This is a genomic window from Mangrovibacillus sp. Mu-81 (genome assembly GCF_036867415.1).
In the GTDB taxonomy this organism is placed as follows: Bacteria; Bacillota; Bacilli; order Bacillales; family Bacillaceae_B; genus Rossellomorea.
The window spans coordinates 98,562-122,784 of sequence record NZ_JBAJHU010000003.1; the positions used below are offsets into that span (position 1 = coordinate 98,562).

Consider the following 24,223-nt stretch of genomic DNA (forward strand, 5'->3'; position numbering starts at 1 on the left):
TAAATACCCATTCAAGGGCTTTAAGAGGAAGAAATACGTTTCTGTCTCTTAAAGCTCTTGAAGTGTAAGAAATCAAGTTGAAAATAGAAAGGGGAATACAGGATGGAGCAACATTCCTATCATACAAACCATAGAAAATCAGCGCTGGCCCTGTCCCTTATCCCAGGATTAGGTCAGTTGTATCATAAACAGTATCTCAAAGGCGGATTTTTCCTGATTATGACAGCCGCTTTTATTCTCGTATTCAGAGATTTGATCAGTTACGGTCTGTGGGGAATCACTACCCTGGGAACGGATGTATCCTACGGAGATCACTCTATATTCCTGATGGTGTATGGAATTCTTGCAATCATCGTCTTATTATTCGGAATCGGTTTTTACCTATATAATTTAAGGGATGCTTATGTAAATGGAGAGAGAAGGGACAGGGGGGAAGAGCTTAGCTCAATCAGAGATCAGTACAGAAATCTGGTAGACAATGGATTTCCTTATCTGATCATGTCACCGGGGTTCCTGCTTCTTGTTTTCGTAGTGATATTTCCGATTATATTCGTAATTTTACTTGCTTTCACCAATTACGATCTTTATCATTCCCCGCCGGCAAAACTTGTGGATTGGGTAGGGATTCAAAACTTTGTCGATATTTTCAAGATTGATATTTGGAGAGAAACATTTATTACTGTTTTAGCATGGACACTCGTTTGGACATTTGGAGCGACGACTCTGCAGGTTGCTCTTGGTATCTTCCTTGCTATTCTTGTAAACCAAAAGGACTTAAAAGGGAAGGCGGTCATTCGTACAGTATTCATTTTACCTTGGGCGATTCCTGCATTCGTCTCGATCCTTGTGTTTGCCGGAATGTTCAATGAATCATTCGGTACCATAAATCGGGACATACTCTCATTCTTGGGAATAGGAGATTTACCGTGGATGACTGAACCCATGTATACTCGGCTTGCTCTGATCTTCATTCAGACTTGGCTAGGGTTCCCGTTCATCTTTGCTATGACAACAGGAGTCCTGCAATCCATACCTGATGAATTGTATGAGGCTGCGACAGTGGACGGGGCATCCATTTTCCAGAAATTCAGGAATATTACACTCCCGTTAGTATTATTTGCGACAGCACCGATCATCATTACCCAATATACATTCAACTTTAATAATTTTAATGTCATCTACTTATTCAATGGCGGCGGACCTGCTTTGACAGGTCAGAATGCAGGTGGAACGGACATCCTGATTTCATGGATTTACAGCCTGACGATGACATCGGCTCAATATTCCAAAGCAGCTGCCATCACATTACTGCTGTCCATCATCGTCATCACTGTAGCGATTTGGCAGTTCAAGCGCACGAAATCATTCCAAGAAGAGGATATGATGTAATATGAATATGAAAAGACAGAAACTTATACGGTTAACCCTATCTTATCTGGCTATTGGCGTTATGTTTGCAATCATCCTTTACCCTGTTGCCTGGATCGTCGGTTCATCCTTTAATCCGGGACAGAGTTTATCAGGTTCGTCCATTATTCCTAAAAATGCGACGCTTGCACATTATAAGGAATTATTTGATCTTGGACAAAGCAACTATCTTATCTGGTATTGGAATTCCCTAAAAGTAAGTTTATCAACGATGGCATTGACGGTTCTTCTTGTGAGCTTAACAGCGTATTCCTTCTCGCGGTACCGTTTTACCGGGAGAAAAAATGGATTAATGACCTTCTTGATCCTGCAGATGATCCCAAATTTTGCAGCGTTGATCGCTATTTTCGTATTGGCATTATTAACAGACTTGCTTGATACACATATCGGGTTGATCCTGGTATATGTAGGCGGTCAGATTCCAATGAACACATGGCTGATGAAAGGCTATCTGGATACAATACCGAAAGAACTTGATGAATCAGCAAAAATGGATGGAGCGGGTCATCTGCGGATCTTCTTCCAAATTGTCATGCCGCTTGCAAAGCCGATTATCGCTGTGGTGGCATTGTTCTCTTTCATCGCACCATTTGCTGACTTCATCATAGCTAGTATCTTATTGCGTTCAGAAAAAATGTACACACTGCCAGTTGCCCTTTATGATATGGTAGCAAAGCAGTTCGGTGCTGAATTCACTACATTTGCCGCAGGCTCTGTGTTAATTGCAGTTCCTATCGCATTTTTATTCCTTTTCTTTCAGAAATACTTCGTTTCAGGATTGACGGCAGGGGGTACGAAAGGATAATCTTATAGGCGTTACTAACTATTGAGGAGGAGCGGAGATGAAAAGAAGAGTACTATCTCTCATTTTAGTCCCGTTTCTTCTTTTTTACGCCCTTCCGGTAGGTGCAGTTGAAAAAGAAGAACGAAAGTGGCAGGATGAAACAATATATTTTTTAATGGTAGATCGTTTTAATAATGGTGATACAAGCAATGATAAAGAAGTTGACACCAAAGACCCGAGGGCTTATCAGGGCGGGGACTTCCAGGGAATCATCGACCGCCTGGATTATATCAAAGAAATGGGATTTACTTCCATTTGGTTGACTCCGGTCTTTGACAACCAGCCTAAAGGATATCATGGCTATTGGATTACGGATTTTTATAAGACAGAAGAACATTTCGGATCTATGAAAACGTTCAAGAAGCTTGTTGATGAAGCTCATAAAAGAGATATGAAAGTAGTTCTTGATTTTGTAGTGAATCATGTGGGTACAGAACACCCCTGGGTGGGGGATCCGGCAAAAGAGGACTGGTTTCATGAGAAACAGACCATGAATTTTTTGGATAAGGAAAGTCTTCAGAACGCATGGTTATATGACTTGCCTGATTTGAACACAGAAAATCCAGAGGTGAGAGAGTATCTTTTTGACGCAGCAAAATGGTGGATAGAAGAAACCGATGTTGACGGGTATCGATTGGATACAGTGCGGCATGTCCCTCGGGAATTTTGGAAAGAGTTCAGTAAAGAAGTAAAATCAGTGAAAGATGATTTCTATCTTCTTGGAGAAGTGTTTGATCAAGATCCCGGAAAGATAGCGGAATATAATGATACAGGAATTGACGGTTTCGTTAACTTCCCTCAAGCGGAAGAATTACGTTCAGTCTTTAAAAAACCGGATACCTCCATGAATCGATTATTTAATTTCTCTAAGTACAATGAAACATACTATGAAAATCCTTATTTAATGGGAACGTTCATAGACAATCATGATATGGAACGCTTCACCCGATTGCTGGTGGAGGAGAATGTGTTCCCGGGCACAAGATGGAAGCTTGCGTTGACATATATGTACACGACCCCGGGGATCCCGATTGTTTATTACGGTTCGGAAATTGCCATTGATGGCGGAGAAGACCCGGATAACCGCCGCCTGATGAATTTCAGGGCAGACAAAGAGTTGATCGACTTTATTTCAACGTTGGGGAAGGTTCGCAATGAATACCCGGCCTTGACGAGAGGAACGATCGAACCGCTATATGAAAAAGACGGAATGGGTATATTTAAAAGAACGTATAAGGATCAGACAGTGGTCGTAGCCATTAACAACTCGAGTAAAACACAGACGGTCGAACTTGATGCGGCTGATCTTGCTGAGAATAAGGAACTTAAAGGTTTATTGACAAAAGATCTAGTCCGAAGTGATGAGAGCGGAACCTATAAATTGGCGCTGAACCGGGAAGAATCGGAAATCTATCTGCTAAAAGATAAGAGCGGTCTGAATATTCCATACTTGGCTGCTCTCGGGACGGTTTATGCATTATTTTTATTATTCATTTACCTGGTATGGAAACGGGGTAGAAAAAACAGGAATTCCTAAATGAAAGGCTCTTAAGGAGCCTTTTATAAAGTATTTGAGCTTAGATACCAGTATAAATGGAAGCGCTTTTAATTGGTGGAGCAGAAGGGGGGAGGAACAATGGCTGTAACGATAAAAGATGTGGCGAAGCTTGCAAATGTCGCACCATCCACCGTTTCAAGGGTAATCGCGAATAACCCGAGAATAAGTGAAAGAACGAAACAAAAAGTCAGGGAAGCGATGGAGCAATTGGGTTATCACCCGAACTTCATCGCAAGAAGTCTGGCAAATCAGTCAACCAGAGTATTGGGGCTTGTATTGCCGGGCTCGGCAAGTACTTTCTCACAAAACCCGTTTTTTCCAACCGTTTTAAGAGGATTGAGTGAGGGAGCACATGAGAAGCAATATGCGCTTCAGATGACAACGGGTCAGACGGAAGAAGAAATTTACGATGGTGTTGTCCAAATGGTCCAGGGTGGACGCGTAGATGGTATCATCCTTCTTTATTCAAAAGTGGAAGATAAAGTGATGAACTATCTGAAAGAACGCAATTTTCCTTTCGTTGTAGTCGGGAAACCATATAAATTTTGTGAAGAAATTACTCATGTGGACAATGATAACTTCAGGGCTGCAAGAGAAGTGACCGATTATCTCCTTGGACTCGGACATGATTGCATCGGTTTCATCGGAGGGGATTTGAATCTGGTTGTGACAGTAGAGCGTTTACTTGGGTATGAAAAAGCGCTGAGAGAAGCAGGTTTCGATTTAAGAAATGAATATATCATTCATGAAGAATTTTTACGTGAAGGCGGAAGAGAAGCGATCAATGAACTGATGCAGCTTGATCACCCCCCAACCGCATTAGTGGTAGCCGATGATCTTATGGCTTTAGGTGTATTGAATACTCTGGATGAAATGAACATTTCGGTGCCCGATGATATATCCATTATCAGTTTCAATAACGTATTGCTGGCAGAAATGTCACGTCCGCCCCTGACTTCGGTTGATATCAATATCTTCCACCTTGGGAATGAAGCAGCCAAGAGCCTGATTCAGCGAGTGGAAAATCCGAAGGAACCCATCAAGCGGATCATCATTCCCCATGACATTGTGAAGCGGTCTTCCTGCAGCAAGCTTGATAAAAGAGCATAAAAAACGACTGAAGCTTACTATGGGTAAGTTTCAGTCGTTTTTTAATTGAGGACGATTCCTGTATATAATTACCCGTTCACCACAGTGCCGCCATTTACGTGAAGCATCTGTCCCGAAACATAGGTTGAATCTTCACTTGCAAGATATACGTATGCGGGCGCTAATTCATACGGCTGACCAGCCCTTCCCATCGGTGTATTGGCACCGAATTCGGATACTTTATCTGCACCGAATGTCGATGGGATGAGAGGTGTCCATATTGGACCAGGTGCTACACCGTTTACCCTGATACCTTTCGATGCGATATTTTCAGCAAGCGAGCGTGTAAAGCTTACGATTGCCCCTTTGGTGGATGAGTAATCGATCAGATCTTTGTTTCCCTTGTAAGCAGTGATGGAAGCTGTATTTATGATGGAAGCTCCCTTCTTCAAATGAGGAAGGGCAGCTTTCGTTAAGTAAAACATTGAAAATATGTTAGTTTTAAAGGTGCGTTCCAGCTGTTCATCGCTTATTTCCTCAAGCCCTGTCTGCGGATGCTGTTCGGCTGCATTATTGACAAGGATATCAAGTTTACCGAATTGGGAAATCACTTTGCTGATGATGTCTTGACAGAATGTCGAACTTCCGATATCACCAGATAGAAGCATGCATTTGACTCCTTCTGCTTCAACAAGTTCCTTTGTTTTGTTTGCATCCTCATGTTCATCTAAGTAGGAGATTGCTACGTGGGCACCTTCGCGAGCGAAATACCATGCAACGGAACGTCCGATTCCACTGTCACCACCGGTAATCAATGCAACTTTTCCGTCCAGTTTTCCGCTTCCCTTATAATGTTGGTCTGTATGAATCGGCTGGGGATTCATTTCATCCACTGTTCCAGGCTGATGATCCTGATGTTGCGGGGGAAAAGTCTGTTTTCCGTTTTGCTGTTGTGACAATTGAAACACTCCTTTTTATAAATGGTAAGTTAAATGAAGAATTTCTTTGATGAAATAGTTTCCTTAGAATCGTGTTTACCCGAACGAATGTAATTCTAACTTGTTTCACGAATAATCTCATAAAACAGTCTGCTCTCATGAATTCATCATTTTCTCTGCTTTGTAGCCTATCATATTTAATAGACCTTTCGGTGATGAGTAGGGAGGGGCGTAGCAGGATTCAACTTCCTGAAGCTGTATGACAGTCAGGCCGCCGAATATTGCGGTGGATAGTACATCGATCTGTTTATCGACACCTTCGCCGCCAACCACGTTGCCGCCGAATATTTTACCGGTATCAGGGCAAAAATGAACCCTGACATAAACTTCCTTGCTGTCTGGATAATATCCTGCATGCGATTTCCCTTTATGAATGACTGTTTTATACTTTTTTCCGCGTTCAGTGAGTTCTTTTTCCCCAAGCCCAGTAGAGGCAATGGTCAAATCGAATACTTTTGCGATCGCGCTGCCGAGCATGCCTTTAAATGGTACGGGGTCACCGGTGATGTGTTTTGCGATTATATATGACTGACGATGGGCCGGCCAGGCTAGGGGAACTTGCTTTGGGCTGCCGTCAATCAAGTCGATGGACTCGACAACATCCCCTACAGCGTAGATGGAAGGATCATCGGTCTGCATGAATTCATTCACTGAAATGCCTCCCGATTCCCCGGTAGTCAGTCCTGCCTCCCGGGCAAGTTTATTGTTTGGTTTAATGCCCACTGATAAAAGGAGAAAGTCGGTTAAGACGGTTTCTCCGTTATCAAGTTGGATTTTACTTGCGGATGTAATCTTGTGTAGTCCGTTTTCCAAGTACAACTTCACACCTTTTTCAGTTAAGTGACGTTGGACGTTCAAAGCCGTTTCTTCGTCTATGACGCTTAAAACATGATTCGAGCGCTCGACGATACTCGTTTCGATTCCGAGGCGGGTCAGGTTTTCCGCCATTTCAACACCGATAAATCCTCCGCCGATAATGGCTCCGGTTGAAGGTTTTTCCGTCTCTAAATAGTTTTTTAATACATCCATATCTTCAACGGTTCTCAGGGTGAAGGATGGGATGTGGTTAAGTCCTTCGATATCAGGTATGAACGGTGAGGCGCCGGTAGCGATTACAAGTACATCGTATCGCTCCTCATACTCATGATTGTTTTCATTGTTCCTGATTTGAACCGATTTCTTCTTTCTATCGATTGTCATAGCTTCGTGCATCATTCTTACATCAATATTTTTTTTAGCCTGCAATTTTTCAGGTGTAGAAGCAAATAGATCATCCCGGTCTTCAATTACCTCCCCAAGATAATATGGCATGCCGCAAGCTCCGTAAGAGAGATATGGAGTTCTTTCCAGTAAGATGATTTCGGCTTTATCATCTAATTTTCTCAGTTGGGATGCCGTTGTTGCTCCGCCGCCGACGGCACCGATCACGATAATTTTTCTGCTCATTTTTCTCCTCCATGTACACGTCTTTTAGTTATATCAAGGTTGATTTGTATAAAAAAAGCCTAATGAGTTTATTGTACCCATTAGACTAAGTAAGATAACAACTCAGCGGAAGTTTACGAACTGAACATCGATTGACAGGTCGGCGTCCCTTACAGCTGAAATGATATTTTGGAGGTCATTTTTACTTTTCCCGGTCACCCGGACCTGATCGTCCTGCACCTGGCTCTTTACTTTGACACCGGAATTTTTGATGATAGCATTGATTTTCTTTGCGTTTTCCTTGTCGATTCCTTGAACGAGCTTCGCACGCTGTCGGACGGTACCGCCTGATGCACCCTCGATTTTGCTGTAATCGAGATTCTTGACAGGTACTTCACGTTTGATCAATTTGCTTAGCAACACATCTTTCAGTTGATTCATTTTAAATTCGTCATCTGAAATTAATACGATTTCTTCCCCATCCAGTTTGATATCGCTTTTGCTTCCCTTGAAGTCATAACGATTCTGAATTTCTTTAAGAGCAATCTGAATCGCATTGCTTACTTCTGACATCTCCACCTTTGATACGATATCGAATGAACTTTCTTTCGCCATATGTATTTCCCTCCAATTAATATTCTCTTTTATTATTATAGAGGAGCAGTGTTCACTCGTACAACTAATAGGGAGATGATTTACTAAAAAAACCACCTGTGACTCAGGTGGTTAAATCAATTCCGTATCAAACAGCGGTCAGTGAATCAAATATGATCAGTCTTTTTTGAATATTGATTCTTACCGGCTTGACGGTTCAGTTCTTTTATTTTATTTTTTTCTTCATGCAGTGCTTGATTATCTTTTGCTTTTTTATCATTATCAGAAGTGTGCGGCATTGGTTTAACTCCCTTCAGTATAAACATCTTCCTGGTTAGTATGAGAATATGAAGGATGGATTATGAGTGTTAATTCAGGAAAAATACTGCCAATGTACCCGTTCCTGTATGGGATCCGATCGCACATCCAATAATATTGATATAAACATCTTTTGGAGAGAACTTCTCTTCGATCATTTTTTTCATTTCGAATGCAAGTTGTTCATCATCGCCGTGACTGATGGCAATCGTCTGGCCGGAAAGGTTGGAACCCCGAACCTCCATCAGTTCAAGCATTCTCTTTAAAAGCTTTTTTTTGCCGCGGAGCTTCTCGATCGGGACAAGCTTACCATCCTCGACATGCAGAAGCGGTTTAATGTTGAGCAGGCCACCCAAGAAAGCCGAGGCTTTAGAAACCCGTCCGCCTTTGGCAAGGTAGTCGAGATCCTCCACGGTAAAGAGGTGTTCCATATGCTCTGCATGATAGGTGATGGAATCAATGATTTCTTGCCGGGTGCCTCCTTCTTGTAACGTCTTTAATGCGTTTTTGACAATCAGTCCGTAGCCGAGGGAGGCACACTTTGAATCAATGATAGTAAGGTCGAGCCCGGGGTAATCCTCTTTTACCTGATCGTGGATCATGACTGCTGTTTGGTAGGTACCGGAAAGTTGAGAAGAGAATGCCACATAAATGCCTTTTTCATCCTTTTCAGCAAGCTCGGTGAATTTTTTCAGGAAGCTCTCCGGAGATACTTGAGATGTTTTAGGCATGTACCCTTCACGGATTTTGTCAAAGACCGTTTTCGGTTCGATATTTAGCAGGTCTTCGTAATCCTGGCCATCGATATGTACTTTAAGAGGAAAAAACTCTATGTTGTCTTGATTAAAGAAATCTTTTGGAAGGTCGCTTGCACTATCAGCAAATAATTTTACTGTCATCATTATCATCCTTTTATCTTTACTTATAGCTTTAGTCTAGCTATTTTTCAGTAAAATGACAATCTATTCCTTAGTTAATTTATACAGAGTTACAGTCATTCAATAGTTGAAAGAGCCATATGTGACAGCAAGGGGGATTTATAATGAAAGCATGACAATAGATGTATTGGGGCAAGTGTTTAGTTATGATAGATTGTGGAACATAACAAATAGTATTGTACAACAGGGGAGGTCTGTCATGAACAGGGATAACGTTCATTTAGAAGCAAAAAAATTTTTGGTCGTTCTGATCGGTTCACTTTTGGGTGCGATCGCCATGAATTTCTTCTTGATACCGGCAAATGTATACGCAAGCGGTTTTACCGGTATAGCACAATTATTATCGAGCATCATCAAAGAATTTACACGATTTAATGTATCGACGGGTATTTTACTATTCATATTAAATATTCCTGTAACCATTATCGGTTGGAGGAAGGTTGGAAAGTCATTTACTGTTTACAGTTTCATTTCAGTGTTTCTTACTTCCTTCTTCCTGGAGGTCATTCCCATCATTCATTTGTCACCTGATATTTTACTGAATGCGGTGTTTGGCGGAGTTATTGCTGCAGTAGGGGTCGGCCTGACCTTAAAGTGGGGGGCTTCCACGGGGGGAATGGATATCATCGCGATGATTCTCTCACGAATGAAGGATAAGCCGGTGGGATCGTATTTCTTCCTTATGAATGCCATCATCATCATTTCTGCCGGTTTCTTATATGGATGGGAAAAGGCTTTATACACTCTCGTCACTCTTTACGCTTCAACACGGGTCATTGATGCCATCCACACCCGCCATGAAAAGTTAACTGCAATGATCATCACGAAAAAGTCAAATGAACTGCGCGAAGCCATTCATTCAAAACTGATGAGAGGGATAACGACACTACCTGCGAAAGGTGCTTTTTCAGGTGAAGAAAAAGAAATGATGATCATCGTCATTTCACGGTATGAGTTGTATGAACTCGAGCATACGATCAAAGAAGTTGATCCTAATGCATTTACCAATATCGTTCAAACAACAGGGATCTTCGGATTCTTTAGAAAAGATTAGAAGGATGGGGATGACGTTGAGAAGATAATCTTCATTAAAAAAGGTTGACCTTGTTTGCAAGGTCAACCTTTTCGTGTTATTGAAGAGTATTCAATTCGTCTTGAAGGGTGCGTAATTGGCGTTGTTCTTCCACATTGCTATTGGCGTATGCAGAAGATAAGGCGTTTTTTGCTTTATTGACAGATGATTCGACATCCCCGCCAGCCGCCGATGATGCTTTTGCAGTGTGTACGGCTTGACGAGCTTCCCTGAATAACGGATTGCTCATACTATATTCCTCCCAATGAGGAGTCTTCCACTTTGGAGGACAGCTTGTTAGCCTCAGCTTCAGCGTATGTTAAATGGTAGGGAATTCGCTCATCGTGCTTTGCTACAGCAACTTTACCTTGTTGCACAAAACGTTTGGATTTATTTCTACCCATTGCAACCACCCCTTTACAAGCTTAAACACAACTATTGTGTGTTCTCTTGTAGTATGGCTGATATCAGTATGGTTTACAGTAAAAATAATTCCCAACGCTGCCATTAAAGATTAAACCGATTCTGCAAATATCTGCCGATTCCGTCTTCTTCGTTGGATAAAGTAACCTCATTCGCAATTTCCTTTAAATCATCGATTGCATTTCCCATTGCAACGCCGGTACCTGCATATTTCAGCATTTCAAAATCGTTGTCCTCGTCACCGAACGCAATGATGCGGTCTTGAGGGATATTCAAGGTTGATGCGACTTTTTCTATTCCGACAGCTTTATTCAACCCTGATTTAACGATTTCGATTACATGCCACGGGGCAGCCCATCTGCGGTGATCGATCACCTCTGCATGAACTTCATCAAGATGTGCACGGATTTCGTTCACATCTTCCTCTTCGGCATGGATCAGCATCGAAGTAGGGTTATCAGTAAGGAATTCACGGATATCACCAGTTGAAATCGACGGGTTGCCCATCATGAACACGTCAATGAGTTTTTCGTCATGGTAATGAAGGTAGACATCATCTTTCACTTCTGCAATGATGTTTCGGAATGGAAAGTCTTGACACGCTTCGATTATTTGCCTGGATACGTCTAAATCCATCGGTTCGTGATAGGTTCCCCAAGTGTTGTCTGCAGGATGGTGCACAAAGGCTCCATTGAAATTGACGATTGGGGTGCCTAATTGCAATTGCTTATAATAAATCTCACTTGCACGATATGGCCTGCCGGTGGCGATCATGACTTCGTGACCTTGTTTCCTTGCTTCCGACAATGTGTGCATGGTCTTAGGTGAAATCTTCTTATCATCGGTTAAAAGTGTGCCGTCCAAATCTAATACGATTAAGTGTTTTTCAAATAAATTCATATCATTTCCCCAATTCTCTATAATGTTTTGATACGCAATATTCACTGTGAGTATGTATGGCATATTAAACCATCACTGTATGGATAGTGTATAAGGAGACAGTGCAGGCTGTCCATATCCTGAAATTGAACTTAATAAAGAATTTACATAAAAGCAGTTTTAAATATTATACATATTGTAAAATCTAGGATATCATAATACTGTGATCGGCGTACAGGAGGGAGCAAGCTAATATGATCGTTATTGAGAAATCAAACATAGAAGAAATTCCGTGCCTTCATCTTGTGAAGGAAGAAGAAAAATACAATCCTCTGCCTTTGTGCTTTTTTATACATGGTTTTACCAGTGCAAAAGAGCATAATCTCCACTATGCTTTCTATCTTGCTGAGAAAGGCTTCAGAGTGATACTTCCTGATTGCCTTGAACATGGTGAAAGAGCAACAGGCAAATCGGAAGAAGAATTAGGCAGGGTATTCTGGAAGATCGTATTAAACAGCATTCATGAGCTATCTCTTCTGAAAAGGTATTTCGGGAAAAAAGGCTTGCTGATTGAAAATGGTATAGGAGTTGCCGGTACTTCGATGGGAGGCATTGTCACTCTGGGCGCTTTGACACAGTATGATTGGATTTCTTCCGCTGTATCCCTGATGGGCAATCCATCTTACGTGAAATTCGCGAAAGCCCAGCTATCGCATCTGAAATCGACCGGTTACCAACTTCCGTTCAGTGAAGAAGAAGTAGGGGCAATTCTGAATGAATTGTCTCACTATGATCTTAGTCTTCAACCGGAAAAGCTGAATGGGCGGCCACTGATGTTTTGGCATGGAAAAAAAGACAAGGTAGTACCATACCATTTAACAGAAGAATTTTACAAAAGTATATTGCCTGCATATGAAGGCAATGAAGATAATATATTATTTATTTCGGATGATAAGGCAGATCACAAAGTTTCAAGAGAAGGCGTCATAAAACTTGTGGAATGGTTTGAAAAGCATCTGTCGGCTTAAGCTTTTGTCAACATTGGTTTTCTTTGATAAGATAAACAGTAGATGACGCATATTAAAGGAGAGTGTAATAATGGATCAGGACCTTAAAGACAACTTGATGGGTGCACTTGAACAGGTAGTGGACCCTGAATTAGGCATAGACATCGTCAATTTAGGCTTGGTATATGATGTAGATCTTGATGAAGAAGGTAAAGCGACAGTCACTATGACATTGACATCGATGGGCTGTCCGCTTGCAGGAACGATCGTTGAACAAGTCAAAGCGGCTCTGGGAGATCTTCCGGAAGTAAAAGAAACAGAAGTGGATATCGTTTGGAATCCACCATGGAGCAAGGACAAGATGTCACGCTACGCAAAAATTGCACTGGGCATCACATGATAGAAGAGACTGGGACAAAAGTGTTTTAGTCTAAATAAAACCCGAACCAATTTGAACTCTAAGTTCAAATTGGTTCGGGTTTTTTATTAGCTTTGTTCAAAAGTCTATATTGTATATAGCTTTTTTTTGTTTTGTTCCAGCCTCTTTATTTCAAGGCTTTGCAGTTCTTCTAGTTTTGATAATAACAGCGGTGTTGAAGAAAGGTATCAAATGAAAATAACGACAAGAACACCAACGACCAGGCAATAAATGGCGAAATATTTAAGATTCCCTTTTGCCATGATATTCATAAACCACTTTAACGAGAAGTATGAAGCAACCAGAGATCCAATGAAAGCCAGGATATAGGGGATCGCCATAGATGCCGCCGGAGGTTCCTCGATCAAATCGCTGATCCCGAGAAGCATGACCCCGAAACTTACCGGAATATATAGCAGGAATGAATAACGCAGGGCTGTTTCTGCTTTCATTCCTCTAGCCATTGCTGCAACAATGGTGGCACCTGAACGGCTGATCCCGGGAATCAACGCGACAGCCTGGGCAAGACCGATGATCAGGGCATCCTTTACATTCAAATCCCCATCGTTTTTTCTGCCCCGCAGATTTCGGATTAGCCATAACGCGGTACCAGTTATAATGAGTGTGATTCCGATCGTAACGACGTAGGAAAGATTTTCTTCAATGAAATCTCCGTACAAGACACCGATGACACCTGCAGGAATCGTCCCGATGATTAAATAAGCAATAAAATGGAAGTCCCGTTTATTCTCTGGTGTCTTCTCTTTAAAATATCCCAACCCGTTGACAATCAATCGCCAAATATCTGCACGGTAAACAAGTAACACAGCAAAGAGAGATGCCGTATTCACTAATATCTCGAAGGTTAAGCCAGGTTCTTCAATTCCAAGGAAATATTGAGCCAATACCAGATGGCCGCTCGACGAAATGGGAATAGGTTCTGTAAAACCTTGAAAAACGCCTAAAAATAAGTATTTCAATACTAAATAAAAATCCATCATATATCCTCCAAGCATATATCTCTACACAGTTTTTTATTTAACACTAAATAGAGTGGTACTGTAAAGACTTTTTCCAAATGTTAATCAAACCGTAACCTGATTAACATGAATATACCTTCATATGGCATGCATGAACCTTTTAATGAAGTAGAAAATAAAAGAGAAGCTGCCATGCTTCAATCAGAGGAGGTATCTTGATGGGACAACCAAGACATTTCAGAGGCGGAGAAAAAGCGCCTAATAATGGAATTTATATCGAAATTGGTGAAACCGGAAGCAATGTTAATAATCCTCAAAAACTGAAGATGAAAGCGGGGGACCGGTTCCCTGAGAACTCAAACCACAACCGTCATTGGACATATATGAGAAAACCGTAACAGAGAGAAGGAACAAGTATGACCGAATGGGAATAAGGAAGAGTGAAGAATTTTCTTATTCAACCGGTGATTACTTGTTCTTTTTCCTTTTTCATATCAGCACAAAAGGGTTATAATGATCATAAAGGTCAAAAAAGGTCAAATGAGGTGTGAACGTAATGAATATTGAATCCATGACGCACAGTATCCAAGAGGGACTTGCAGCAGCCGGTCAGCTGGCAAAGGACTATAAGCATACGGATATCCGGGTTCTTCATCTTTGGAAAGCTTTTGTAAAAACCCGCGACGGTCTTCTTTGCTCCATTTATGAAAAGGCAGGAATGGATATAAACGCATTTCATGATTATATTCAACAAAAATTGAAAGAAATTCCTGCCGTGGAAGGGAATGGCGTGCATTATGGACACTATCTATCCAATGAAGTAAACCGCCTGTTTCAGGATGGAGAGAAACTTAAGAGTAAATGGGGAGATGGGTACTTATCAATCGAACATCTTATTCTTTCGTTATTTCAACAGACTGATCATCCGATCATCAGTTATTTGAAGGATACAGGAATCACAAAAAAACAGCTGACAACGATCATTACATCTGTAAGAGGGGGAAAAAAAGTGGACTCACAGAATCCTGAAGTTACATATGAAGCACTGAAAAAGTATGGAAGGGATCTCGTTGCAGAAGTCAGGTCGGGTAAGATTGATCCTGTCATTGGAAGGGACAGCGAAATCCGTCATGTCATCCGCATCCTTTCAAGAAAAACAAAGAATAACCCGGTCCTGATCGGTGAGCCGGGAGTGGGGAAAACAGCAATCGTCGAGGGGCTTGCGCAGAGGATCGTAAGAAAGGATGTCCCGGAAGGTTTGAAGAACAAGACCATATTTGAACTCGACATGAGTTCCCTGGTCGCAGGTGCAAAGTTTCGCGGAGAATTTGAAGAAAGATTAAAGGCTGTTCTTACAGAAGTGAAAAAAAGTGAAGGGAGAATCCTTCTGTTTATTGATGAACTCCACACGATTGTCGGAGCCGGAAAAACCGAAGGGGCAATGGATGCAGGGAATATCCTTAAACCAATGCTGGCAAGGGGTGAACTTCACTGTATAGGGGCGACGACACTGAATGAATATCGTAAATATATAGAAAAAGATCCTGCCTTGGAACGTCGCTTTCAACAGGTGCTGGTGAAGGAGCCGAGTGTGGAGGATACCGTATCCATCCTAAGGGGATTGAAGGAACGCTTCGAAATCCATCACGGCGTCAATATTCACGACCGGGCAATCGTAGCAGCGGCGAGCCTTTCGGACCGATACATTTCTGACAGATTCCTCCCGGATAAAGCCATTGACCTGGTGGATGAAGCATGCGCAATGATCCGGACGGAAATTGATTCGATGCCTTCCGAACTTGATGAAGTGACGCGAAAAGTGATGCAGTTGGAAATCGAAGAGGCAGCTTTGACAAAAGAAAAAGATGAACAAAGTCTGGAACGGTTGAATCGAATCAAAAAAGATCTGAGCACCCTGAAGGAAAAAGCGGATGCAATGAAACTTAAATGGATGAAAGAAAAGGAAAGCATTGGCGTTGTCCAAGAGAAAAGAGAAGAGCTGGAGAAGCTGAGACGACAGCTTGAGGAAGCAGAGAGCGACTATGACTTAAATAAAGCAGCAGAACTGCGCCACGGCAAGATCCCTGCAATGGAGAAGGAACTTCAGGAAGTTGAAAGTAAAATGATGAAGGGACAGGAGGGAAGGCTGGTACGAGAAGAAGTAACCGAGGAAGAAGTCGCAAACATCGTGGCCAGATGGACCGGTATCCCTGTCACAAAGCTGGTGGAAGGTGAAAGGGAGAAACTCCTGAAACTCGATAAACTATTGCATGAACGTGTCATTGGACAAGAAGAAGCGGTTGAACTAGTCAGCGATGCTGTGATACGAGCAAGAGCCGGGATCAAAGATCCAAATCGCCCGATCGGCTCATTCATATTCCTCGGTCCTACCGGGGTGGGAAAGACAGAGCTTGCTAAAACACTTGCCAATACCTTATTTGACAGTGAAGAACAAATGATAAGAATCGATATGTCTGAGTATATGGAGAAGCATGCAGTATCCAGACTGGTTGGTGCCCCTCCCGGATATGTGGGATATGAGGAAGGCGGCCAGTTGACAGAAGCTATCAGAAGGAAACCTTACTCGGTGATCCTGCTTGACGAAATCGAAAAAGCACATCCTGAAGTATTCAATATTTTACTGCAAATGCTGGATGACGGTCGGATTACCGATTCACAGGGACGAACGGTAGATTGTAAAAACACAGTTATCATCATGACTTCCAATATTGGGTCTTCACATTTATTGGAAAGAAATAAAGGGGAAGAAGAAATTGATGATGAGACCAAGGAGCTGGTCATGATGCAGCTGAGGGGCTCATTCAGACCTGAATTTCTCAATCGAGTAGATGACATCATCCTCTTCAAGCCTCTCAGTATCGAAAATGTTAAAGGAATCATCGAGAAGCTTCTTATAGAATTACAGTCACGTGTAGAGGAGCAGCAAATAATCATTTCCATGACTGAGAAAGCCAAAGAATTCATTGCAGAAGCCGCTTACGACCCTGTTTACGGAGCACGTCCATTAAAGAGATACCTGCAGAAGGAAGTTGAAACGAAACTCGCAAGGGAATTGATTGCAGGGAATATAGGGTCAAATAAAGAAGTGCTGATTGATGCAGGAAATGAAGGGCTGAATCTAACGGTTAATTAGTAACATAGATCTCAAGTGAATCAACAGGTATATAGAAGGAAAAAGCAGCCTGTGACAGGCTGCTTTTTAATGATTTTCAACTGGATCGTTTGGAATGATCAATGTAATTACAAATAGCAAAATCGTTATACCGATTGATAAAATCAATCCTGTTTCAAAATGATACGTTAATCCATTCATTGAACTTACAACGTAAGTTAACATTTGAGTCAAAAGAAATGCCCAGAAAAATGTCCAGAAAAATCTCACGCCTGTCACCTCATTCCTCTATTTTCATCCATATGTAGATGGTTTCCACCATTTTCAATCTTTCTTATCATACCACACCTGAGATAAATAATAAATGACGAATATGTGAAAATGAAACCCTTATCATCCGCTCTGTCTCAGCGTATGACTTGTTCACATTTTTTATCATGAATGGGCAAATCTCCTTTCAAAAATAGTTGCTGTACATAAACTATATTGACTCACTATGTAAAAGGAGAATTTCAATGAATCAGCGATTGTTTCAATTAGACCGGGAGTGGTGCATGATTCATTATCCTGAAAGACCAAATGGATTTGCTGTAATGATTCTTGGCGACCATCATCATTATGTAGATGAAAGAACGAGCTTTTGGGACCAGCATGAAGCCAGGAAGAAATGGATCAAAGATCTTACGGGCAAAGGGTATATTGTTTACTATAGCAATCTGTATGGAGCGAATTGGGGTAGCGAACAGGCAGTGGCGTTAGCTTGCAGACTCTATCAATATGTGAAACGGACAGAAATCATCAACAGCAAGATCCATATCTTGACGGAAGGGATGGGGGCACTCATATTTAAGGAACTCTACCCTAAGATGGAAAACGACATAAGAGGAGTGGTAATGCTCACGCCGTGTCTCTCACTTAGCGAACTGATCCGCCAGGAAAAAGAACAAAAGTTTTTCTATAAAAAACTGGTAAGGGAATTAGACCAGTCCCGGGGTGTGAAGGAAGAGGACTATGAACATGTTTTCCAGCGCGCAGGGAAAGATCATGATGTGTTTAAGGACATCCCTATTCCACTGTATATCGCTCAATCCTATAACGTTAATCGTTATAAAAATCAATTCCCTCTCATAAAAGATATATATAAACATCGTTTGGAGAAAGGCTTTTCAACCGACCTCTTTTACGTGCTTCCTGAAAAAAGGTATACACTTGGGTTGAAATTTGCTTCGTACTTTTCCTTACACGAGAAAGAACTATAGCTGTGATTAGGAGTGAGTGATGTGAATCATGCAATTGTGCTGGCAGCCCAGCAATATTTGGGATTTGAACTATGCAGGGCGCTGCTTGAAAGAGGTTGGACAGTGACAGCTGTTGATGATGATGGGGAAATGAAGGATAAATGGATGGAAATAGGGAGAAACTCGAACATTCAATACGTTCCTGTGCATGAATGGAATAAGGAACTGCCGGTTGAATGCAGACTGTTTCTCCCTTATTATGACAATTTCAATATGAACAAGCCCGTATGTTTCTCCGCAATTGAACAGTGTCTGGATCAGGAGGGTGAATTTCCGGAGATTGTTCAGATTTACTCTAACAATACAGTGAGAAATCAAATCATTTCTGCCGGTGAATCTGAAGCGGCTACGTTTTATCTCCCTACACTATATGGGGCTCATCAGCCTGATCATTTCTTATTCTCGCAGCTGCTGCAAGGAAAAAAAGAAGAAGAACTACAATATTCAGACGATCCTAGTGGTGCCATCTATGTAAAAGATGCTGCGAATTGCATTATTAAGCATTCAGGGAACGGAGGAACCTATTCCTTGAAATCCTTATCCCAGAACAGCTGGAGGGAAGCACTTTCCTATATAACGGAAAGATCAATCGCTTCCGCCAAACAAAAAAGAACTCCTGAAGCGGAACGTATCACTGTACATCCTTCAAAATCTCATGAGGCTATATTGAAAGAGCAGAAACATACGATGAGCTTTCTGTGAAAACAAGAATAAGAAAAATTTCTCTTTTATATGATTACGGTTGAAGGTAAAATAGATACATTGGTGTAATTTTCTCTATTGATCCTGCTTTTTATCGACGCTGCATGAGTTTTAAAGGAGTTGCTGCACATGAAAAAGAGACTGAGTTTTCTCATTCTGGCGGTTTTCGCATTTGGATTAAATGGATGTATGAATGATAATACGTCTGATGAATTAGAAAATGTGGGTTTACTTGTTCCTGAAACAGTAAATGATGGTGTATGGGGAACAAAAGGGTACAAAGGTTTATTGAGTATACAGTCAGATCACGATGTAGATGTATTTTATAAAGAGAGCATGATTCATGATACATCAATAGAACAAGCAATTGAAGAGTATAAAAAAGACGGTGTAAACCTGGTTTTTGGTCACGGCAGCGAGTATGCAAATGTATTTAACGAGTTATCAAGTGAATACCCGGATATACATTTTATAAGTTTTAACGGCGATGCTAAAGCAAAGAACACAACAAGCTTGAAGTTTAAAGGGTATGCAATGGGATTTTTCGGAGGCATGACAGCAGCCCATCATACAGAAACCAATAAAGTAGGTGTGATTGCAGCATATGATTGGCAGCCGGAAGTAGATGGATTTGTTGACGGGGCAAAGTACCAGAACAAAGAAGTTGAAGTAGTTGTTGAATATACGAAAGATTGGAATGACAAAGAATTGGCACTGAACAGATTGACATCTTTAGTTGGCAAGGATACGGATATTGTATATCCTGCCGGGGACGGCTATAATGTAGCTGTAATCGAAGAACTCAAAGAGCGCGGTTTGTTTGCGATCGGATATGTTTCCGATCAATCGGATCTAGGTGAATCCACGGTTCTTACCAGTACTGTGCAGCATGCGGATAAACTGTATGGAGTGGTCGCTGATAAATTTGCTGAAGGGAATCTGCCTTCAGGAAATCTTGAATTTGACTTTAAAGACGGAGTCATTTCACTGGGCAAATTCAGTCCGTTAATCTCAGATGATTTCAGGAGTGCTATGAACAAGCATGTTAAAGAGTATATCGATACAGGAAAATTACCAAACGGGAAGGAAGCAAAGTAATGAATCAAGATAAGACGATGGAATTTATGCAGATCGCAATGAAGTACTTACCACAGGCAAAGCAGACGATGGATGAAGCGGGTATCGAACTTTCTCCGGAGATGCTGCAGCCTATTATGACTTTATTCACACAGGTGATGGGGGAAGCTTATGAATTAGGGAAGAGCGACGCCTTACATAACGATTGATACGAATACGATAAAGACTGTTCACTTGAGAACAGTCTTTTTTGTACGATCAGCCAAAAACTCCAGCCATAATAGGAATCCGAATGACTATGCTGAATGAAAAAATCATAAAAACATTGCATAAAAAGGAATCTTTCGATAAAATTAGTACCAAGTCTTAATAATTGATAATAAACTGATATAAGAGTAATAAACGATAAAATATGAAAGCAGGGGATGCCAGTATGAATGCAGGGATAATTGGAATTGGGCGTTACCTTCCTGAGAAAGTATTGACAAATGCAGATTTAGAAAAAATGGTGGATACGTCTGATGAGTGGATCCGTACGAGAACGGGAATTGAACAGAGAAGGGTTGCAGGTGAACACATCAATACGTCGGATATGGCATTTGAAGCGGCGAAAAAAGCAATAGCAGATGCTGATATTACTGCAGAGGACCTCGATTTGATTTTGGTTGCCACCGTAACACCGGATCGTCCATTCCCATCGGTTGCCTGTTTGCTGCAGGACAGACTGGGCGCAAAGAAAGCTGCGGCCATGGACATAAGTGCCGCATGTGCAGGGTTCATGTATGGGATGATTACAGGAAAACAGTTCATCGATAATGGTGTCTACAAGAATATCCTTGTCATCGGTGTGGAGAAACTTTCACGGATTACAGATTGGGATGACCGCAATACAGCTGTATTATTCGGAGACGCTGCAGGAGCAGCCGTGCTCGGTCCTGTGCCTGACGGAAAAGGAATCCTGGCATTTGAACTTGGGGCAGATGGTTCCGGCGCAAAGCACTTGTATCAGGAAGAAAACATTGTGATGAATGGCCGCGAAGTATTTAAGTTTGCCGTGCGTCAAATGGGTGAATCCAGTGTGAATGTTATTGAAAAAGCAGGATTGAAGAAAGAAGATGTTGATTTCTTAATTCCTCACCAAGCCAATATCCGTATCATGGAAGCAGCAAGACAACGTTTGGAGCTGCCAATCGAAAAAATGTCTAAAACCGTAAACAAATACGGCAATACATCTGCTGCCTCGATCCCTGTCTCACTCGTTGAAGACGTAGAAGACGGACGAATCAAAGACAATGATGTAGTGGTAATGGTTGGATTTGGCGGCGGACTGACGTGGGGCGCAATTGTTATGCGCTGGGGTAAATAATTTAAAACTCGAGTTCTTCCATAGATGAATAAAAGGAGATGGATCAAATGAATAACAAACGTGTAGTCATCACAGGGGTAGGAGCTGTAACTCCGTTAGGAAACACCATCGAATCAACCTGGACAAATATACTTGACGGCAAAACAGGAATCGGACCGCTTACAAGGCTGGACGCGGATGAATATCCCGCAAAGGTTGCAGCAGAGTTAAAAGATTTCGATATCGAAGAATATGTAGAGCGCAAAGAAGCCCGGAAGATGGATCGCTTCACCCATTATGCTGTGGCTGCTTCTATGATGGCAGTGAAAGATTCCAAATTAGAAATAACAGAGGAAAATGCACCCCGGGTAGGAGTCTGGATCGGTTCTGGAATCGGTGGGATGGAGACGTTTGAAAACCAGTACGAAACGTTTCAGAAACGAGGATACCGCCGTGTGAGTCCATTCTTTGTACCGATGATCATTCCTGACATGGCTACTGGACAAGTGTCCATTATGCTTGGGGCTAAAGGAGTGAATTCTTGTACGGTGACAGCTTGTGCCACTGGTACGAATTCAATCGGTGACGCTTTCAAAGTCATTCAGCGGGGAGATGCAGATGTCATGATTTCAGGGGGGGCAGAAGCTCCCATTACTAAAATGTCTGTCGCAGGATTCTGTGCAAATACAGCACTTTCAACAAACACAGATCCTGAAAAAGCTTCACGTCCATTCGATGCCAACCGTGACGGCTTCGTAATGGGTGAAGGTGCAGGGGTGGTCGTTCTGGAGGAACTGGAACATGCATTAAGGCGAGGTGCACCAATTTATGCTGAAGTGGTTGGATACGGAAGCACTGGAGATGCCCATCATATCACTGCTCCTGCACCAGCCGGTGAAGGCGGGGCCAGAGCGATGAAAATGGCACTGGAAGATGGAGGGGTACGTCCGGAGGATATGGATTACATCAATGCTCATGGAACCAGTACTCCCTATAATGATAAATTTGAAACAATGGCAGTCAAAGAGGTTTTTGGAGATCATGCCTATAAACTTGCAATGAGTTCAACCAAGTCGATGACCGGCCACCTTTTGGGAGCTGCAGGGGGAGTGGAAGCGATTTTTACAGTTCTAGCGATGCAGGACGGCATTCTTCCGCCGACCATCAATCTTGATACACCAGATCCCGATTGTGACCTGGACTACGTAGCAAACAAAGCAAGAAAACGAGAAGTTAATGTGGCAATGAGTAACTCATTGGGATTCGGCGGCCACAATGCAACACTTGTGTTCAAAAAATATACGAACTAAAGAGATCGTATTTTAGAGGGAGAGCGTACAATGATCAATGATCATTGTACGCTCTTTTGCGTGTGTATGTAGTATCGGAAGTTATTGAACAGGTTTCTCACAATACAGCCAGGCAAGTAGTAAATTCTTTCGCACTGCTCAAATATAGTCCCAACCATCTTTCATTACTAAACCCTCTAATCACTCCATATACATGTAAAAAAGAGAAAGAGGGATGCAGGTGACGATTGCTCCTACCCGTGAATGGCTGACGGAATCGATGGATAATCCTTTAGAAATCCTGAATAAGACAAAACAAGGAAAAAAGGACACTGAATCTTTGTATAGATATTTAATAAAGCATGGTATGTACCGCCCATCACCTGCTGCGAGAATGATATTTCAATCAATGAAAGAAAAAGAGATCTGGGATTTCTTCACAAAGTTGGAAAAGAAATATAGAAATAAGTGGAAAGGACCAAATGTTCCGGTATATCTACTGCCCATCCATGAGAACCGGGGATGGTTCCAATCATCGATGAAAAAATCCGGTGTCTGCTTTAAAGACGAAATTTATTTATTCCTTAAAGATGTGGAAGACAAGAAAGAGTATGAGGCATTATTTGCCCATGAATATCATCATTGTGTGAGAATGGCAAAGTTAAACAAAAAGGATGAAGATTATACACTTTTGGATTCAATCGTCTTTGAGGGATTAGCAGAATATGCGGTCAAGGAGTACTGCGGAGAAAAATATGTGGCTTCCTGGACCACAGCATACGAACGGGAAACAATGTCTCAATACTTCAAGAAATGGATTAAACCGAATTTGAAGATTACAAGAATTAATCCGCTGCATGATCAATTACTGCTTGGACAAAAAAACTTTCCGAAAATGCTTGGGTATGCAGCAGGCTATTATTTAGTTGAGCAATTAACAAAAAGTAAAAAAGCACCTACAATCGGCCTTATCGGAAAACCATCCACCTATTTCCTGCCTGATGGAAACAGTACCGGGGATAAAAAGCAGAACTAATCAATACATCCAAATTCGTCATATCTCCGGTCCTTCTTCATAAACTATAGTATAAATGGACAAGCAAAAAGAGGGTAGAGGCGGAAGGCATGGTGTTACGTATGTTCGCATTATTTGTTGGTTTTGGACTGGCTGTGTCCGGAGGAATCAGTCTGATCATTTACTTGAACCTACTCACAACAGGGATGACCATTATTGAATACCTGCAATTTATCAGTACACGTGTGGAATGTTATCTATTCCTTGTAGGCATCCTCATCATCACCTTAACAATCTATTTTCCTCGCAGAAAAAATAATGACTATCTATAAAAGGTACGGATTCAGGAATATTTTTACTCTTATCTGCCTATACTGATTGACAAATAAGATT

27 protein-coding genes are annotated in these 24,223 nt (G+C 41.7%); 17 read left to right on the top strand and 10 right to left on the bottom strand.

The window, feature by feature from the left end:
- Nucleotides 1-102 precede the first annotated feature (102 nt).
- The 4 genes from V6B33_RS07620 (at nucleotide 103) to V6B33_RS07635 (ending at nucleotide 4,940) form a co-directional block, all read left to right on the top strand.
- A complete protein-coding gene (locus tag V6B33_RS07620; protein ID WP_334217159.1) occupies nucleotides 103-1,389 on the top strand; it encodes a carbohydrate ABC transporter permease in 1,287 nt (428 codons plus the stop codon).
- Nucleotide 1,390: 1 nt separating this feature from the next.
- Nucleotides 1,391-2,233 carry a sugar ABC transporter permease gene (locus tag V6B33_RS07625; RefSeq protein WP_334217160.1) on the top strand — a complete coding sequence of 281 codons (843 nt, stop codon included), beginning with the start codon at nucleotides 1,391-1,393 and terminating at the stop codon, nucleotides 2,231-2,233.
- A gap of 37 nt (nucleotides 2,234-2,270) precedes the next feature.
- Nucleotides 2,271-3,809 (top strand): alpha-amylase family glycosyl hydrolase, encoded by a 1,539-nt coding sequence (locus tag V6B33_RS07630; protein ID WP_334217161.1) that lies wholly within the window; start codon nucleotides 2,271-2,273, stop codon nucleotides 3,807-3,809.
- A gap of 99 nt (nucleotides 3,810-3,908) precedes the next feature.
- Nucleotides 3,909-4,940, top strand: coding sequence for a LacI family DNA-binding transcriptional regulator (locus V6B33_RS07635; protein WP_334217162.1), 1,032 nt, complete (start codon nucleotides 3,909-3,911; stop codon nucleotides 4,938-4,940).
- 68 nt (nucleotides 4,941-5,008) lie between these two features.
- On the opposite strand, the gene V6B33_RS07640 is transcribed toward V6B33_RS07635, so the two are convergent.
- The 5 genes from V6B33_RS07640 to V6B33_RS07660 form a co-directional block, all read right to left on the bottom strand.
- Complete coding sequence (locus tag V6B33_RS07640; protein ID WP_334217163.1) at nucleotides 5,009-5,878, bottom strand: SDR family oxidoreductase; 870 nt, start codon at nucleotides 5,876-5,878, stop codon at nucleotides 5,009-5,011.
- Nucleotides 5,879-6,013: 135 nt separating this feature from the next.
- On the bottom strand, nucleotides 6,014-7,363 hold the full coding sequence (locus tag V6B33_RS07645; RefSeq protein ID WP_334217164.1) for a CoA-disulfide reductase: 1,350 nt from the start codon (nucleotides 7,361-7,363) through the stop codon (nucleotides 6,014-6,016).
- A 102-nt stretch (nucleotides 7,364-7,465) separates the two neighbouring features.
- Complete coding sequence (locus V6B33_RS07650) at nucleotides 7,466-7,957, bottom strand: YajQ family cyclic di-GMP-binding protein (protein ID WP_334217165.1); 492 nt, start codon at nucleotides 7,955-7,957, stop codon at nucleotides 7,466-7,468.
- Between the two features lie 146 nt (nucleotides 7,958-8,103).
- Nucleotides 8,104-8,235 carry a DUF3941 domain-containing protein gene (locus V6B33_RS07655; RefSeq protein ID WP_334217166.1) on the bottom strand — a complete coding sequence of 44 codons (132 nt, stop codon included), beginning with the start codon at nucleotides 8,233-8,235 and terminating at the stop codon, nucleotides 8,104-8,106.
- A gap of 69 nt (nucleotides 8,236-8,304) precedes the next feature.
- Nucleotides 8,305-9,153, bottom strand: coding sequence for a DegV family protein (locus tag V6B33_RS07660; protein ID WP_334217167.1), 849 nt, complete (start codon nucleotides 9,151-9,153; stop codon nucleotides 8,305-8,307).
- Nucleotides 9,154-9,391: 238 nt separating this feature from the next.
- On the opposite strand from V6B33_RS07660, the gene V6B33_RS07665 reads away from it, so the two are divergent.
- Nucleotides 9,392-10,246, top strand: a complete 855-nt coding sequence (locus tag V6B33_RS07665) for a YitT family protein (protein WP_334217168.1) — start codon at nucleotides 9,392-9,394, stop codon at nucleotides 10,244-10,246.
- Nucleotides 10,247-10,322: 76 nt separating this feature from the next.
- Here V6B33_RS07665 and V6B33_RS07670 read toward each other — a convergent pair whose 3' ends face one another.
- From V6B33_RS07670 to V6B33_RS07680, 3 genes are all read right to left on the bottom strand, one after another.
- Complete coding sequence (locus tag V6B33_RS07670) at nucleotides 10,323-10,514, bottom strand: DUF3813 domain-containing protein (RefSeq protein WP_334217169.1); 192 nt, start codon at nucleotides 10,512-10,514, stop codon at nucleotides 10,323-10,325.
- A gap of 1 nt (nucleotide 10,515) precedes the next feature.
- Nucleotides 10,516-10,668, bottom strand: coding sequence for a hypothetical protein (locus V6B33_RS07675; RefSeq protein ID WP_171910678.1), 153 nt, complete (start codon nucleotides 10,666-10,668; stop codon nucleotides 10,516-10,518).
- Nucleotides 10,669-10,771: 103 nt separating this feature from the next.
- A complete protein-coding gene (locus V6B33_RS07680) occupies nucleotides 10,772-11,587 on the bottom strand; it encodes a Cof-type HAD-IIB family hydrolase (protein WP_334217170.1) in 816 nt (271 codons plus the stop codon).
- Between the two features lie 233 nt (nucleotides 11,588-11,820).
- Here V6B33_RS07680 and V6B33_RS07685 point away from each other — a divergent pair, with 233 nt between their 5' ends.
- Nucleotides 11,821-12,594 carry a prolyl oligopeptidase family serine peptidase gene (locus V6B33_RS07685; RefSeq protein ID WP_334217171.1) on the top strand — a complete coding sequence of 258 codons (774 nt, stop codon included), beginning with the start codon at nucleotides 11,821-11,823 and terminating at the stop codon, nucleotides 12,592-12,594.
- 70 nt (nucleotides 12,595-12,664) lie between these two features.
- Nucleotides 12,665-12,973, top strand: a complete 309-nt coding sequence (locus V6B33_RS07690) for a metal-sulfur cluster assembly factor (RefSeq protein WP_334217172.1) — start codon at nucleotides 12,665-12,667, stop codon at nucleotides 12,971-12,973.
- 206 nt (nucleotides 12,974-13,179) lie between these two features.
- Here the strand turns inward: V6B33_RS07690 and V6B33_RS07695 are convergent, their stop codons facing one another.
- Entirely contained in the window at nucleotides 13,180-13,992 is an 813-nt protein-coding gene (locus V6B33_RS07695) for an undecaprenyl-diphosphate phosphatase (protein WP_334217173.1), read from the bottom strand.
- Between the two features lie 197 nt (nucleotides 13,993-14,189).
- Between V6B33_RS07695 and V6B33_RS07700 the strand changes: the two genes are divergently transcribed.
- Together V6B33_RS07700 and clpB are read left to right on the top strand one after the other, a co-directional pair.
- On the top strand, nucleotides 14,190-14,369 hold the full coding sequence (locus V6B33_RS07700; RefSeq protein ID WP_032089181.1) for a YjzC family protein: 180 nt from the start codon (nucleotides 14,190-14,192) through the stop codon (nucleotides 14,367-14,369).
- Nucleotides 14,370-14,527: 158 nt separating this feature from the next.
- Entirely contained in the window at nucleotides 14,528-17,125 is a 2,598-nt protein-coding gene (clpB, locus tag V6B33_RS07705) for an ATP-dependent chaperone ClpB (protein ID WP_334217174.1), read from the top strand.
- Nucleotides 17,126-17,191: 66 nt separating this feature from the next.
- On the opposite strand, the gene V6B33_RS07710 is transcribed toward clpB, so the two are convergent.
- Nucleotides 17,192-17,374 carry a YjzD family protein gene (locus tag V6B33_RS07710; protein ID WP_334217175.1) on the bottom strand — a complete coding sequence of 61 codons (183 nt, stop codon included), beginning with the start codon at nucleotides 17,372-17,374 and terminating at the stop codon, nucleotides 17,192-17,194.
- Between the two features lie 245 nt (nucleotides 17,375-17,619).
- On the opposite strand from V6B33_RS07710, the gene V6B33_RS07715 reads away from it, so the two are divergent.
- The 8 genes from V6B33_RS07715 to V6B33_RS07750 all read left to right on the top strand — a co-directional run bounded on the left by V6B33_RS07715 (nucleotide 17,620) and on the right by V6B33_RS07750 (nucleotide 24,162).
- A complete protein-coding gene (locus V6B33_RS07715; RefSeq protein WP_334217176.1) occupies nucleotides 17,620-18,363 on the top strand; it encodes a hydrolase in 744 nt (247 codons plus the stop codon).
- A gap of 21 nt (nucleotides 18,364-18,384) precedes the next feature.
- Nucleotides 18,385-19,104: a hypothetical protein gene (locus tag V6B33_RS07720; protein WP_334217177.1), complete on the top strand. Its 720-nt coding sequence runs from the start codon at nucleotides 18,385-18,387 to the stop codon at nucleotides 19,102-19,104.
- A gap of 129 nt (nucleotides 19,105-19,233) precedes the next feature.
- The gene (locus V6B33_RS07725; protein ID WP_334217178.1) at nucleotides 19,234-20,202 is read left to right on the top strand and encodes a BMP family ABC transporter substrate-binding protein; all 969 of its coding nucleotides are present in this window, start codon (nucleotides 19,234-19,236) and stop codon (nucleotides 20,200-20,202) included.
- On the top strand, nucleotides 20,202-20,390 hold the full coding sequence (locus V6B33_RS07730; RefSeq protein ID WP_334217179.1) for a ComZ family protein: 189 nt from the start codon (nucleotides 20,202-20,204) through the stop codon (nucleotides 20,388-20,390). The genes V6B33_RS07725 and V6B33_RS07730 overlap by 1 nt, the downstream gene beginning before the upstream one ends.
- Nucleotides 20,391-20,614: 224 nt before the next feature.
- Nucleotides 20,615-21,547: a beta-ketoacyl-ACP synthase III gene (locus V6B33_RS07735; RefSeq protein ID WP_334217180.1), complete on the top strand. Its 933-nt coding sequence runs from the start codon at nucleotides 20,615-20,617 to the stop codon at nucleotides 21,545-21,547.
- 47 nt (nucleotides 21,548-21,594) lie between these two features.
- Entirely contained in the window at nucleotides 21,595-22,836 is a 1,242-nt protein-coding gene (fabF, locus tag V6B33_RS07740; protein ID WP_334217181.1) for a beta-ketoacyl-ACP synthase II, read from the top strand.
- Nucleotides 22,837-23,050: 214 nt separating this feature from the next.
- Entirely contained in the window at nucleotides 23,051-23,851 is an 801-nt protein-coding gene (locus V6B33_RS07745; RefSeq protein ID WP_334217182.1) for a DUF2268 domain-containing protein, read from the top strand.
- An 89-nt stretch (nucleotides 23,852-23,940) separates the two neighbouring features.
- The gene (locus tag V6B33_RS07750) at nucleotides 23,941-24,162 is read left to right on the top strand and encodes a hypothetical protein (RefSeq protein WP_334217183.1); all 222 of its coding nucleotides are present in this window, start codon (nucleotides 23,941-23,943) and stop codon (nucleotides 24,160-24,162) included.
- Nucleotides 24,163-24,223: the final 61 nt, after the last annotated feature.